The 13667-nt window shown below is 75.2% G+C and carries 12 protein-coding genes; 5 read left to right on the top strand and 7 right to left on the bottom strand.

Annotated elements, in window-relative coordinates:
- The first annotated feature begins 131 nt into the window (after window positions 1–131).
- Both MT994_RS04185 and MT994_RS04180 read left to right on the top strand, forming a co-directional pair.
- Window positions 132–1577 carry a ThuA domain-containing protein gene (locus tag MT994_RS04185; RefSeq protein ID WP_081599940.1) on the top strand — a complete coding sequence of 482 codons (1446 nt, stop codon included), beginning with the start codon at window positions 132–134 and terminating at the stop codon, window positions 1575–1577.
- Between the two features lie 169 nt (window positions 1578–1746).
- Entirely contained in the window at window positions 1747–3570 is a 1824-nt protein-coding gene (locus MT994_RS04180) for a DUF5979 domain-containing protein (protein ID WP_354805250.1), read from the top strand.
- A 73-nt stretch (window positions 3571–3643) separates the two neighbouring features.
- On the opposite strand, the gene MT994_RS04175 is transcribed toward MT994_RS04180, so the two are convergent.
- The 5 genes from MT994_RS04175 to MT994_RS04155 form a co-directional block, all read right to left on the bottom strand.
- Entirely contained in the window at window positions 3644–4219 is a 576-nt protein-coding gene (locus MT994_RS04175) for a CueP family metal-binding protein (protein ID WP_354805249.1), read from the bottom strand.
- A 110-nt stretch (window positions 4220–4329) separates the two neighbouring features.
- Window positions 4330–5379, bottom strand: a complete 1050-nt coding sequence (locus MT994_RS04170) for a phosphotriesterase (protein ID WP_043653986.1) — start codon at window positions 5377–5379, stop codon at window positions 4330–4332.
- Complete coding sequence (locus MT994_RS04165) at window positions 5376–6434, bottom strand: DMT family transporter (RefSeq protein WP_211435847.1); 1059 nt, start codon at window positions 6432–6434, stop codon at window positions 5376–5378. The genes MT994_RS04170 and MT994_RS04165 overlap by 4 nt, the downstream gene beginning before the upstream one ends.
- 93 nt (window positions 6435–6527) lie before the next feature.
- Window positions 6528–7448 (bottom strand): ribokinase, encoded by a 921-nt coding sequence (locus tag MT994_RS04160; protein ID WP_354805248.1) that lies wholly within the window; start codon window positions 7446–7448, stop codon window positions 6528–6530.
- A complete protein-coding gene (locus tag MT994_RS04155) occupies window positions 7448–8191 on the bottom strand; it encodes a glutamine amidotransferase (RefSeq protein WP_021483621.1) in 744 nt (247 codons plus the stop codon). Before MT994_RS04155 ends, MT994_RS04160 begins: the two co-directional genes overlap by 1 nt.
- Window positions 8192–8366: 175 nt before the next feature.
- Here MT994_RS04155 and MT994_RS04150 point away from each other — a divergent pair, with 175 nt between their 5' ends.
- Entirely contained in the window at window positions 8367–9389 is a 1023-nt protein-coding gene (locus MT994_RS04150) for a LacI family DNA-binding transcriptional regulator (RefSeq protein ID WP_354805247.1), read from the top strand.
- Between the two features lie 36 nt (window positions 9390–9425).
- Here the strand turns inward: MT994_RS04150 and MT994_RS04145 are convergent, their stop codons facing one another.
- Window positions 9426–10766: an APC family permease gene (locus MT994_RS04145; protein WP_354805245.1), complete on the bottom strand. Its 1341-nt coding sequence runs from the start codon at window positions 10764–10766 to the stop codon at window positions 9426–9428.
- Window positions 10767–11015: 249 nt separating this feature from the next.
- Between MT994_RS04145 and MT994_RS04140 the strand changes: the two genes are divergently transcribed.
- Both MT994_RS04140 and MT994_RS04135 read left to right on the top strand, forming a co-directional pair.
- Entirely contained in the window at window positions 11016–12062 is a 1047-nt protein-coding gene (locus MT994_RS04140) for an NAD-dependent epimerase/dehydratase family protein (RefSeq protein ID WP_354805244.1), read from the top strand.
- Entirely contained in the window at window positions 12059–13399 is a 1341-nt protein-coding gene (locus tag MT994_RS04135; protein WP_354805243.1) for a nucleotide sugar dehydrogenase, read from the top strand. Before MT994_RS04140 ends, MT994_RS04135 begins: the two co-directional genes overlap by 4 nt.
- On the opposite strand, the gene MT994_RS04130 is transcribed toward MT994_RS04135, so the two are convergent.
- Window positions 13375–13629, bottom strand: a complete 255-nt coding sequence (locus tag MT994_RS04130) for a DUF6480 family protein (protein ID WP_240696585.1) — start codon at window positions 13627–13629, stop codon at window positions 13375–13377. The genes MT994_RS04135 and MT994_RS04130 overlap by 25 nt on opposite strands.
- Window positions 13630–13667: the final 38 nt, after the last annotated feature.

Here is a 13667-nt window from a genome sequence, read left to right as displayed (position 1 = left end):
GCGCCTGCCGTCAAAACTCGCTGCATCGGCAGCAGCCGACGTCCACGCACGCAGGAGTGCGCGCGTCGCCCCGTGGGGTCGCCGTCGGCGACCCTCCGGCTCGCGCTCTCGACGACGAGGGAGAAGCACGCATGGATTTGTTCAGCGGCATGACGTTCCGGCGGGCGGTGGCTGCGGCCGCCGCGCTGCCGCTCGTGGGCGGTGCCACGCTCATGACCGCGGGCCCGGCGGCCGCCGACGAGGAGGACTACAAGATCCTCGTCGTGGGGGAGACGCTCGGCTTCCGCCACTCGCACATCGACGACACCACGCGCGCGCTCATCGAGCTCGGCGCCGACAACGGCTTCACGGTCGACGTGTGGGACCCGCCGAACAGCTCGGCGGGGTGGTGGGGCAGCGGTTCGCCCGGCCAGCCCGACCTGACGATGGACTCCTCGCCGTTCACGAGCGCCGAGGACCTCGCGCAGTACGCGACCATCGTCTTCGCGTCGCCGGTCGACAACACCAACTCCCTCAACCCGGCCACGCCGCGCCTCCTGGACGACGCCGAGCTCGCCGCGTTCCAGGGCTACATCCGGGGCGGCGGCGGGTTCGTGGGCCTGCACGCGGCGACGGACACGATGCACACCGTGCCCTGGTACAGCCAGCTCACGGGCGGCGGCGCGCGGTTCGTCAGCCACCCGCAGCAGCAGACGGCGACGATGCGCGTCGAGAGCCCGGGTCACCCCTCGACGGCGCACCTGCCGGCCGTCTGGGAGCGGTTCGACGAGTGGTACAACTACACGACCAACCCGCGCGAGGACGTCCACGTCCTCATCACGCTCGACGAGTCGACGTACAACCCGGGCAACAACGCGATGGGCGAGGACCACCCGATCGCGTGGTGCCAGAACTTCGAGGGCGGTCGCTCCTGGTACGAGGGCGCCGGGCACACCGACGCCTCGTGGACCGACCCGCTGTTCCTCGAGCACGTCCTCAAGGGCGTCGAGTGGACCGCGGGCGTCGTCGAGGGCGGCGGCAACTGCGTCACCTTCGGCGAGGTCGACGAGCTCGTGGCGGGCCTGAACACCTCCGCGGTGGGCGACGGCGTCATCGCCGGCGCGATCTCGTCGCTGCTCGGCAGCGCGCGCAGCGCGGCCGACGCGGACGACCCCGCGACGGCCGTCCAGGTGCTCGGCGGCGCGCGGTCGCTCGTCGACCACCTGTCGGCGGCGGCGGGCGACCGCGCGCTGCTCGGCACGAAGATCGACGACCTCGTCGACTGGCAGTCGGCGCTCGTCGACGACGGCCCCGCGCTCGACCTCTCGGCCGAGGCCGAGCTGCGCACCATGGGCGGCAAGCAGTACCTCGCGGTCCGGGTGGTCAACCAGGACGACACGGCCGTGGACCTCACGGTCACCACGCCGTACGGGACCAAGGAGTTCGCGGCCGTCGCGCCGACCAAGAACGCCTACCAGGCCTTCGCGACGCGCCTCGTCGAGGTGCCCGCGGGGCAGGTGACGGTCACCGCCACCGCCGAGCGTGACGGCGAGACGGTCACCGAGGAGCTCGTGGTCGACTTCAGCGGCACCGCCTGACGCCTCCCCGGCCCAGCAGGCACGACGCCCGTCGCACCCCGGTGCGGCGGGCGTCGTCGTGCGCGGGGCGGGCGGTGCGCGAGGTGTGATCTCGCGCACGCCGCGTGATGATCCGGGGCGCACCGCGTCCTCACTCCTGGACGACCGTCCAGGAGTGAAGGAGAGACCCGTGCCCCCCACCGCCCGACCCCCGCGCCACCGCGGCCGACCCGTGCGCCGCGCCCTCGCGGCCGCCGTCACGCTGCTGCTGGCCGTGCTCGGCCTCGCCGCCGTCCCGACGACCGCGAGCGCCGCCGAGCTCGACGCCATCACCGGCGTCGAGATCACCCGTCCCACCGGTGCGATCCACCAGGGGGACTCGATCCGTCTCGACGCCACGTGGGCGGTGTCCGACGACGCGCGCCCGGGCGACACGTTCCGTCTCGCGCTGCCCACGAGCCCGCGCGTCGCCGGGTTCGCCGACACGTTCGAGCTGACGGACCCGGCGGGCGCCGTGGTCGGCACGTGCACCGTCGACGAGACGCAGTTCCTGTGCACGCTCGGCGACTACGTCCTCGACCACACGGGCGTCGGCGGGACGGTCTACTTCTGGGCCCAGGTGACGGAGACGAGCGACGCGGAGGTGCTCGTGTTCACCACCGGCGGCGGCGTGGAGATCCGCGTCGACGTCCCCGGCGGCATCGGGGAGGGCGAGGGCGGTGGCGGCTGGCAGCCGCCCACCTCGCCGGTCAAGGGCGGCTGGTACGACCGCGCCGCAGGCGTCGTGCGCTGGGACGTGTACGTGCCCGGGCAGTTCCTCACGGGACCGGACGGGTCGCCCGTCGTGCTCACGGACACGTTCGACCCCCGCCTGACGCTCGTCGAGGACAGCGTCGGCGTGCTCGCGGTGCCCGTCGACCGGTGGGACGACGGCGACTTCTGGGGCTCGGGATTCTGGCTGGACCCGGCGGACTACGTCGTCGAGGCGGGGCCGGGCGCGAACCAGTTCCGGTTCAGCGTGCCGGACGCCCACGGCGCCGACCACGTCTACGTGCTGTCCTACGCGACGACGGTCCCGGCCGACGCGCGCGACGGCGACCGCTACGAGAACACCGTCACCGGCCTGGCGTCCGGCGACGTCGTGGCGTCGGCGGAGTACGCGGGCGCCGGCGGCACGGGCGGGGGCGAGGGCGTGCGCACGATCCGGCTCGCCAAGCGCGTCGACGGCGACGCGGCGCAGGGCGTGACGGGACCGTTCGCGTTCGAGCTCGTCTGCACGGGCGCGCAGGGCGAGGCGCTCGCCGGCTTCCCGCGCTCGGCCACCGTCTCGGCGGGGGCGAGCACGACGTTCGCGGGCGTGCCGGTCGGGTCCGTGTGCTCCCTGACCGAGACCGACGACGGCGGCGCGGACCGCGTGGCCTTCGCCCCCGCGGGGCCGATCGAGGTGACGGCGGCGTCGCCCGCGACGATCGACGTCGTCGCGACGAACACCTTCGACGCGCACGTCGGCGGGGTGGCCGTGACCAAGCGCGTGACGGGGCCCGCCGCGTCGGGGGTGCCGACGGGGACCACGTACCCGGTCGGCTACGCGTACGACGGGCCCGAGGGCGAGGTGACCGGGGAGCTCGTGCTCACGGACGGTGGCACCGAGGTGCTCCCGGACCTGCCGGCCGGGACGGTCGTGACGCTCACCGAGGCGGTTCCCGCGGCCCTCGGCGGCGTCGCGTGGCGGGCGCCGGCGTTCGCGGGCGACGGGGTCGAGGTGCTCGACGACGGCTCCGCGCGCGTCGTCGTCGGGGACGGGACGACGGTCGAGGTCGTGCTGACGAACACCGCGGACGTGCCCGTCGTCCCCGACGGGCCCGGTGCCGAGGGGCAGCGGCCGGGCACCGCGGCGACGCCACCGAGCGGTGGCCTGGCGACGACCGGAGCCGGGCTCGGCGCCGCCGTCCTCCTCGCGGCGCTGCTCGTGGCGGCCGGCACCGTCGTCGTGCGGCGCCACGCCCGCGGCTGAGGCGACCGTGGCGCCCCCGCGGCGTCACGGCGAGCACGCCTCGCCGTGACGGCGCGGGGGCGCGTGGGCCTCGTCAGGCGAGCTGGAGGGTCGTGAGGCAGGTGGGGTCGTCGTCGCGCGTCGAGACGGTCGTGGTGCCGACCCGGCCGTCGTGCTCGACGCGCAGCTCCGCGTCGACGTCGCGCGGGAGCCAGTAGCCCACGAAGCCGTTGGCCCCGAGCGTCGTGTTCTCCTCGACGAGCACGTCGCCGGTGGCCGCGTCGACCACGGTCACCGAGACCGGCTCGCCCGCGAGCTCGCCCTGGCACGTGGTGAGCGAGTGGTAGAAGCACTCGTGCGTCTCGTCCACGAAGGGCGCGACGGAGAGATAGAACGTGTCCTCGGGCAGCGGGACCGTGGTCTCGTACGACTCGTCGGCGAGCACGAGCTCCGCTGCGCGGACGGAGGCCACGAGGTCGGTCGGCCGGTCGGCCGTCTCGAGTCCTTCGAGCCGGTCGACGACCTCCTGGCCGCTGAGCCCGGTGAGGTCGTGGCGGTCGAGCAGGGCGTCCAGCGCGGAGGGCTCCGGGGACCCGCCGGAGCAGCCGGCGAGCACGAGGGCCGTGGCGGCCACGGCGGCCACGAGGGTCGGGAGGGCACGTCGTCTCATGCGCCGATCCTCTCAGAGCGCGACGCCCTGACCAGGGCCGGAGGTCCCGGACGCGCCGACGGCCGGGACCCTGGCGGGCCCCGGCCGTGCGGGTGGCGGACGGCGTCGCGTCACGCGGTGAGCATCGCCACCGGGTTGTCGTGCGTGAGGCGCGCGAGCACGTCGCGCGGCACCCCGCGCGCGGCGAGCATCTCGGTGAACACCGTCGGGACGTAGGCGAACCCGTTGCCGCCGTGCTGCACCCACATCTGCTTGAGGAACACGTCGTGGCTGAGCAGCACCTGGCCCGCGTGGCCGGCCTCGACGAGGCGCTGCACCGCGGTCGCGGTCGTGTGCGGGTCGGGGGACACGCCCTCCTTCGGGAAGGTGATGTCCATGCCGACCATGTCGAACTCGAGCCAGACGCCGCGCTCGGCCACGGACCGCTGGTAGCCCGGGTCGTCGGCGGACGGGTCCATGTGGCACAGCACGACCTTCTCCGGGCGCACGCCCACCTCGTCGAGCACGAGGTCGAGCACCTCGTGCGCGCGGCGCTGCCAGCCGGGCAGGTGCACCTGGAGCGCGACGTGCGGGTGCTCGCGCTGCGCGAGGGCCGCGGCGCGCAGCGACGCCGCCTCGCCCGGCGTGAACGACGGCGAGACGCCGATCTCGCCGATGATGCCGGGCCGCACGCCGGTCCCGCCGATCCCGTCGGCGAGCTCCGCGACGATCGCGGACGCCTGGGCGTCCACGGCCGCGGCGGCGATGCGGTCGCCCTCGAACTTCTCGAGGTACGCACCGCAGCCCGCGACCACGTGCAGGCCCGTACGGCGCGCGACCTCCGCGAGGCGCTCGGGGTTGCGCCCGATCGCGGCGCTCGACGTCGCGTCGACGATCGTGCGCCCGCCCAGCGCGGCGAAGCTCTCGAGCTCCGCCGCGACCGCGGCGACCGGCTTGTCCGCGATGTTGTCCGCGCAGCAGTACGGGTCCTGGCGCAGCGCCCACGCGACCGACGCGGAGACCGGTGCCTCGACGACCGCCTCGGAGAAGCGGTAGCTCGGCGGGTCGAGCACCCCGGACAGGTCGTTGAAGAGGTGCTCGTGGGGGAGCGTGAGGCCGAGGTCCGCAGCCGCGGCGCGGCCGGTGACCGTCTGGACGTGACCGGCGGGCGTGACGCTCATCGCGCGCTCGTCTCGCCGGCCTCGCCGCCCGCGACGGCCGCCGCGACGCCCGCGTCGGAGCCGTCCGGGCCGGGTCCGTCCGGGCCGTCGGAGTGCGCCGCCTTGCCGGACGGGATCATGCCGATCCCGGCGGCGACGAGCGCGATGACCGTGCCGACGACGGTCGCGACGTGCACGGTGTGGCCGAGCGCCGGGATCGCGGCGTCGAGGACGAGCGAGCCGACGAGCTGGCCCGCGACCGAGGCGAGGCCGAGCAGGAGCAGGCCGAGGCCGCGCACGAGGAGCGCCATGAGCGCGATCGACAGCAGGCCGAGCGGGCCGCCCAGGTACATCCACCACTCGCTCGGGAGCTGGAAGTCGACGCCGCCCACGGCCGCGCGCACGAGGTAGGCGATCAGCAGGGCGGTGAAGCCCACGAGGAAGTTCCAGCCGATCGAGACGAGCATCGACCCGGTGACGTCGGCGACGGCCGCGTTGCCGGCGGGCTGCCAGCCCGCGAGCAGACCGCCCACGAACGGCATGATCGCGAGGACGATCGTGTGCGGCACGGAGAAGCTCGGCGAGATGACGACGACGGTCGCCGCGATGGCGAGCGCCGCGCCGAGCAGGCGCGTGGTGGTGAGCGGCTGCTTGACGGACGCCGTGACGCCCAGGCGGTCGCAGATGACGCCCGAGATGACGAGGCCGGAGATGAGCGAGATCTGGAACGTCGCGACGCCGAGGACGCCGACGGTCACGCCCTCGGACAGGACGATGACGGCCCCGCACAGGCCCGCGAGGTAGTTCCACCACGGGATGGTGCGCGAGCGGATCAGGCCGGGGATCGCGAGCGCCTCGCGTCGGGTCGCGGGGCGCGCGAACACGACGACGAACATGAGGACCAGGCCGGTCCCGAACGAGATGAGGGCGGCGGCGTGCCCGTCGCCGATCGTCTTGCCCAGCTGGCCGTTGACGGCCGCCTGCATGGGGCCGAGGGCCCCCGCGAGGACGGTCGCGACGACGAGCAGGGCGGTCGCGGTGTCCTTGACCCTGCTGCGGCGGGCTGACGGGCTCACAGCACCTCCCTGAGTGCCGGACGGGGAACCGGTGGTCGCCGGCGTGGTGTGCTTCATTGCGTGACCGTGCCTTCCTCCGACGGTACGTCGGACTTAGCTGTGGAGCGGAATCCTGGTGCCCTCGGGGGCCAGGTCGGTGGCGCGCGGCAGGGAGTCGACGGCGCCGTGGCGGGTGGTGGTGGAGGCGGCGACGTGCGCCGCCCAGCGGGCGGACTCGACGAGGTCGCCGCCGTGGAGGAGGCCGTCCGCGAGCGCCGCGCAGAACGAGTCGCCGGCGGCGGTCGTGTCGACGGCGTCGACGCGCTCCGCCGGGACGGTGACGGGTGCGCCTCCCTCGGGGACGACGAGCGCGCCGTCGGCCCCGAGGGTGACGACGACGTCCCCGGGGTGGTCGAGCGCGCGGACCATGGCGAGCACGGCGTCGGTGCCGACGGGCTCGTCGCTCGCGCCGACGAGGGTCGCGAGCTCGAACCGGTTGGGCACGAGCACGCGGAACGCGGCGCGCACGGGGGCGGGCAGCGGGACGGCGGGCGCCGGGTTGAGCACCGTGGTGCCCGTCGCGGTGGCGGCGACGGCGCGCAGGGCGCCGAGCGGCGTCTCGCACTGGCACAGGACGGCGGCCGCGTCGCGGACGAGGTCGGCGCGCTCCGTGACGAACGCCTCGTCGACGACGGCGTTCGCGCCGGGCTCGATGACGATCGTCGACTCGGGCTGCTCCCACAGCACGACGGCGACGCCGGTGGGGCGGTCCGCCGTCGCGAGGCCGGCGAGGACGAGGCCCTCGACGGCGAGGCGGCGGCGGATCGCCCGGCCGTCGTCGTCGTCGCCGACGGCGCCGACCATGGCGACGCGGCGGCCGAGCCGGGCGGCGGCGACCGCCTGGTTGGCGCCCTTGCCGCCGGGGGAGCGGACGAGGCCCGTCGCGGAGACGGTCTCGCCCGAGCGGGGCAGGCGGTCGACGGTCAGCCTGAGGTCCATGTTCAGGCTGCCGACGACCACCACCTCGGGCGTCATCAGCCCGCGAGCCAGGTGACGGCCTGGCCGAACAGCGGGCCGTAGCCGGCCCAGTCCATGAACTCGCGCGGGGCCCAGTGCGGGGAGATGTCGGAGGCGAACGCGAGCGTGCGACCCTCGCCCTCGCTGCGGACGGCGACGAGCGGGCGGCCCTCGATGGTGGCGAGGACGGTCGCGTCGGCCTTGGCGGTGAGGCGCTGGTAGCCGAGGAGGATCGGCCACTCGCGGTCGAGGCCGGCGGTGACGGGGTGCTCGACGTCGGTCAGGGTGCCGCCGATGCCCTCGGGGGTCTCCTCGCGGTCGTCGTACGGGAGGATGTCGACGGGCAGGACGGCCTCGACGGCGGTGCCGTGGTAGTTCGCCTTGGCCTGGAAGCCCTGGAAGCTGAGGTAGCCACCGGCCATCATGAGGCCGCCGCCGCGGCGGACCCACTCGGCGAGGAGCTTGAGCCGGTTCGGGAACGGGCGCCCCTGGGAGAACACGACCGGCGGGAGCAGGAGCGAGTTGGCGCCGATGTCCGACAGGATCACGACGTCGTAGGCGTCGAGCTCGTCGAGCGTGGAGGGGAAGTCCTCGGCGACGAGGTGCGAGGGCAGGTGCGTGACCTCGTGGCCCTCGGCGGCCAGCGCCTCGAGCAGGCGCGCGCACCCGATCTCGAGCTGGGCGTGGGGGAACGCGTCGTACCCCTTGTAGTCGGTGGTCGCGTTGATCCACGACTCCCCGGCGAGCAGAACCCGGCTCATCCCGGCCTCCTTGCGATCAGGTCGCGCGGCGACGTCCTCGACGACGTTGCGCAACGTTGTGTAGCGTTGCGCAAGACCGTAGGGGCCGAGCGGCGCGGCTGTCAACACCGTGCGCGGCCCGACGCTCCCGGTAGAGTGCAGGGGATCTGGGGGACCGCCCCGAGGAAGGGGAGCCATGACGCTCACGCGTGTTGCGCAACGTGCCGGCGTGTCGGCCTCGACGGCGTCGCGCTACCTGCGCGGACAGCTCAACGTCCAGCCGGAGACGGCGGCGCGCATCGACGCCGCGGTCCGCGAGGTGGGGTACGTCGTGCCTGCGCCGGGCCCGGCCGCGCGCGAGGACGAGCGCCGCACGGGCGTCGTCGCGCTCGTCGTGCCCGACTTCGTCAACCCGTTCTTCACCGCGCTCGCCGAGGAGGTCGCGCGCCTGGCGGGCGACCGCCGCGTCCCGCTCGTCGTCGCGCTGTCGACGCGGCACGGCGACGCCGAGTCAGGCCTGGGCCAGCTCCTCGCGAGCGACGGCTCGCTCGGCGGCATCGTCTACGTGGGGATGTCCCGCACCGACGACCGGCTCGCGCGCGCCGTCGCGGACGGGCTGCCCGTCGTCGTCATCGACGAGGAGGTCGACCTCGACCTGCCCGTCGAGACGATCACCGTCGACAACTACGGCGGCGCCTACCAGGCCACGAGCTACCTCGTGCAGCAGGGGCACCGGCGCATCGCCCACGTCGCCGGGCCCGCGGAGCTGTCCACGACCCAGGACCGCCTGCGCGGCTACGTCGACGCGATGCACGACGCCGGCCTCGACGTCGACCCGGACCTCGTGCGCCACGGCCCGTACACCGAGCAGTTCGGCGCCTCGACGTTCCCCTACCTCACGCGGCCCGGGAACGCGCCGACGGCCGTGTTCGTCGGCAGCGACATCGTCGCCGTCGGGATGCTGGGCGCCGCCGAGCTGCACGGCATCTCCATCCCCGAGGACCTCTCGGTCGTCGGGTGCGACGGCATCCGCGTCGGCCAGTGGCTGCGCCCCAAGCTCACGACGCTGGAGCAGCCCGTCGCGGCGCTCGCGCTCGCCGCGATGGACGCGATCGAGCGCTCGATGACCGGCACCCCGCCCGCGGTCCCGCCCGCGCGCACCGTGCTGCCGCTGCACCTCGTCGTGCGCGGCTCGGTCGCCCGGGCCGCGGACGCGTAGCGCGGCGGCTCGCGCACCGGCGGTCGCGAGCGGTCGCTACGCCGCGCGTGCGTCCGCGGCCCGGCGGGTCCAGCGCATCACGACGTACAGCACCGCGCCGACGGCGAGCAGGATGCCCGCGCGCAGCCACGTCACGGCGTCCTGCTGCGTCAGGAGCAGGACGCACGACGCCACGCCCAGCACCGGCACGACCGTCGCGACGCGGAAGTGCGGCGCGTCGACGGGGTCGCGGCGCAGCACGAGGACCGCGACGTTCGTCGAGGCGAACACGAGCAGCAGGAGCAGCACGACCGTCTCGGCGAGGCCCGCGACGTCGCCCGTGAACACGAGCCCCATCGCGACCACGGTCGTCACGACGATCGCGACCCACGGCGTGCGGCGCCGGGGGAGCACGCGCCCGAGCGCGGCGGGGAGCAGGCCCTGCTCGGCCATGCCGTACGCGAGCCGGCTCGCCATGATCATCGTGAGCAGCGCCCCGTTCGCGACGGCGATCAGCGCCACGAGGGAGAACACCCAGGCGGGCACCGACCCCTCCGCGTCGACGACCTCGAGCAGGGGCCCGGTCGAGCCGGCGAGCGTCTCGGGGTCGACGACCGCGACCGCGGCGACGCCCACCGCGACGTACACGACGCCCGCGGTGAGGAGCGCGCCGAACAGCGCGCGCGGGTAGGTGCGGCGCACGTCGCGGACCTCCTCGGCGAGGTTCGCCGACGTCTCGAACCCGACGAACGAGTAGTACGCGAGGATGGCGGCCGCGAGGACCGCGAGTGCCGGCGTCGTGCCCTCCGCGAACTGCGTGACGCGGCCCGGCGCCCCCTCGCCGCGCCCCAGCACGACGGCGGCGAGCACGACGACGAGCACGAGCCCGGACAGCTCGATCGCGGTCATCGCGACGTTCGCGCGCAGCGACTCCTTGATGCCGCGCGCGTTGAGCGCGGCCACGACGGCGAGGAACAGCACGGCCACGAGGCGGTCGGGGGCGTCGACGAACGTCGCGAAGTAGTCGCCGGCGAAGGCCAGGGAGAGACCCGCGGCGCTCGTCACGCCCGCGGCGAGCATGGAGAACCCGACGAGGAACGACACGAGCGGGCTGCGGAACGCGCGGTCCGCGAACACGGCCGCCCCGCCGGCCTGCGGGTACTTGGTCACGAGCTCGGCGTACGACCCGGCGGTCAGCAGGGCGAGGCCGAGGGCGACGAGGAGCGGCAGCCAGACGGCGCCGCCCACCTCGCCGGCCATCTCGCCGACGAGCGCGTAGACGCCCGCGCCGAGCACGTCGCCGAGGATGAAGAGGTACAGGAGCCGTCCCCCGACCGAGCGGGACAGCTTCGTGTCCGGGTCGGTGGCCTGCTGCTGGGGTGCGGTCGGTGCGCTCACCGCGTCACCGTGCCACGACCTCGGGTCGCTCGCGCCCGGTGCCGGACCGTGCGCCCGCCACGTGCGCCCGTCTCGTGCGCCCGGACGAACCCGCACGGGAACGGCGTGCGAGCCGCCGTGCGAGCCGACAGGAGGCGTGTGAGCGTGGGAGCCCCGGGTCCAGCCACGAGCCCGTCCGCACGAGCGCGACCGGCGGGACGGAGATCGTCCCCGCGTGCCTGCGTCGCGCTCCGTCGCGAGGAGACGAGCATGAGCGACACCCCGGAGACCTCGAGCGCTGCCCGCACCGTGCGCCGCGCCGTCGTGCTGGGCGGTGCCGGGTTCGTGGGCAGCCACGTGTGCGAGGCGCTGGTGGGACAGGGCGTCGAGGTCGTGTGCGTCGACGACCTGTCGACCGGGCGGGTCCGCAACCTCGACGCGCTGCGTGACGAGCCGCGGTTCCGCTTCGTCGAGGGAGACGTCAGTGCCGGGATCGACGTGCCCGACCCGGAACGGGTCGACCTCGTGCTGCACCTCGCGTCGCCCGCCTCGCCCGTGGACTACCTCCGGCTCCCGCTCGAGACCCTGCTCGTAGGGTCGGCGGGGACCCGCCACGGCCTCGAGCTGGCCGAGCGCGCGGGGGCGCGGTTCGTGCTCGCCTCGACGTCCGAGGTGTACGGCGACCCGGAGGTGCACCCGCAGCGCGAGGACTACTGGGGCCACGTGAACCCCGTCGGGCCGCGCAGCGTCTACGACGAGTCCAAGCGGTTCGCGGAGGCGACCACCGCCGCGTACCGCCGCAGCCGCGGCGTGGACACGGGGATCGTGCGGATCTTCAACACGTACGGGCCCCGGATGCGCGGGCACGACGGCCGTATGGTCCCGACGTTCGTGCGGCAGGCGCTCGCGGGCGAGCCGCTGACCGTCGCGGGCGACGGGTCGCAGACCCGGTCGGTGTGCTTCGTGGACGACCTCGTCGAGGGCATCCTCGCGTTCGCGCGCACCGACCACCCGGGCCCGGTGAACCTCGGCGACCCGACGGAGCTCACGGTGGAGCGCGTCGCGCGGGACGTGCTCGCGGCGACGGGGAGCGACGCCGGGATCGTGCACGTCGACCTGCCCGAGGACGACCCGCGCCGCCGTCGGCCGGACACGAGCCTCGCCGAGCGCACGCTCGGCTGGCGCGCCCGCACGCCGTGGGCCGAGGGCCTCGCCCGGACGGTCGAGTGGTTCCGCGCCGACGGCGGCGGCGAGACGCCCGTCGCGGTCGGCGCGGCGCGCGGCGGCGCCGCCGGCGAGGCCGGTGAGCCGGCATGAGGGTCTCCGTGCACGGCTGCGGCTACCTCGGGGCGGTCCACGCGGCGGCCCTCGCGCGCCTGGGGCACGAGGTCGTCGGCATCGACGTCGACCCGGCCCGCGTCGCGGCGCTCGCCGAGGGCCGCGCCCCGTTCTTCGAGCCGGGTCTCGCCGCGCTCCTCGCCGACCCGGGCGGCGCGGGGTCGCTCACGTTCTCGACCGACGTCGCGCACGCGGGCGTCGCCGACGTGCACTTCCTGTGCGTCGGCACGCCGCAGTCGGCGGGCAGCGGCGTCGCGGACCTGCAGCAGCTCGAGGCCGCGCTCGCGGCGCTGCGCCCCCACCTGCGCCCGGGGTCGGTGGTGGTCGGCAAGTCGACCGTCCCCGTCGGCACGGCCGCCAGGCTCGCGACGGACCTGCCCGACGGCGTCCGGCTCGCCTGGAACCCCGAGTTCCTGCGCGAGGGGCACGCGGTCGCGGACACGCTGCACCCGGACCGGCTCGTCTACGGCGTGCCCGACGACGGCGACGCGCTCGTCGAGCGCCTCGATGCCGTCTACGCGCGGCTGCTCGACGACGGCGTGCCCCGCCTCGTGACCGACCTCGCGACGGCGGAGCTCGCGAAGGTGGCCGCCAACGCGTTCCTCGCGACGAAGATCTCGTTCGCCAACGCGGTCGCGGAGGTGTGCGAGGCCGCGGGCGGCGACGCGGTCGCGCTCGTCGGCACCATGGCGCTCGACCGCCGGATCGGCGGCGAGTACCTGGGCGTGGGCCTGGGGTTCGGGGGCGGCTGCCTGCCCAAGGACATCCGCGCGTTCGCGGCCCGGGCGCGCGAGCTCGGCGTCGGCCCGGCGGTGTCGTTCCTCGACGAGGTCGACGCCATCAACGACCGCTGCCGGGAGCGCGCAGTCGTGCTCGCGCGCACCGCGTGCGGCGGCTCGCTCGCTGGGCGACGCGTGGCGGTGCTCGGCGCCGCGTTCAAGCCGGACAGCGACGACGTGCGCAGCTCGCCCGCCCTCGCGCTGGCCCGGGCGCTCGCCGCCGAGGGGGCCGACGTCGTCGTCACCGACCCGCAGGCGCTCGCGCTCGCGCAGGCGGCCGCCCCCGAGCTCGGGTACGCCACGGACGCGCGCGAGGCGGCGACCGGCGCCGACGTCGTGGTCCTCGCGACCGAGTGGGACGAGTACCGCGACCTCGACCCCGACACCCTGGCCGACGTGGTGCGGTCACCGCGCCTCGTGGACGCGCGCAACGCCGTCGACGGCGCGCGGTGGCGTGCTGCCGGGTGGGACGTGCGCTCGCTCGGGGTCGCCGCGCCGCGCGCGGCACGACCTCAGCCGAGCAGCCCCACGGCGTAGCCCACGAAGAACAGGGCCGTCACGACGGCGACCACGCCGACGACCCCGATCCAGACCCACGGCACGGCCCGGTGCGGGCCGTGCTCCTCGTGGCCCTGCGGCGCGCTCACCTGGTCCTCCGCGGGCGGGGTCTCGCCGGGCTGCACGTCGCCGCTCGCCGAGAAGTCGGCCGCGGACGAGCGGTGCGAGGCGTCCAGCGGGTCGGGATCGGGGGAGGCGGGTCCGGTCATGGTGCGGTCCTTCCGTCGGTGCGGTGGTGCTTGGTCGC

Source organism: Cellulosimicrobium sp. MI9406, assembly GCF_040595865.1.
Classification (GTDB): domain Bacteria; phylum Actinomycetota; class Actinomycetes; order Actinomycetales; family Cellulomonadaceae; genus Cellulosimicrobium; species Cellulosimicrobium funkei.
The sequence above is the reverse complement of the archived record's forward strand: the minus strand, read 5'-3'. Positions and strand labels throughout refer to the sequence as shown.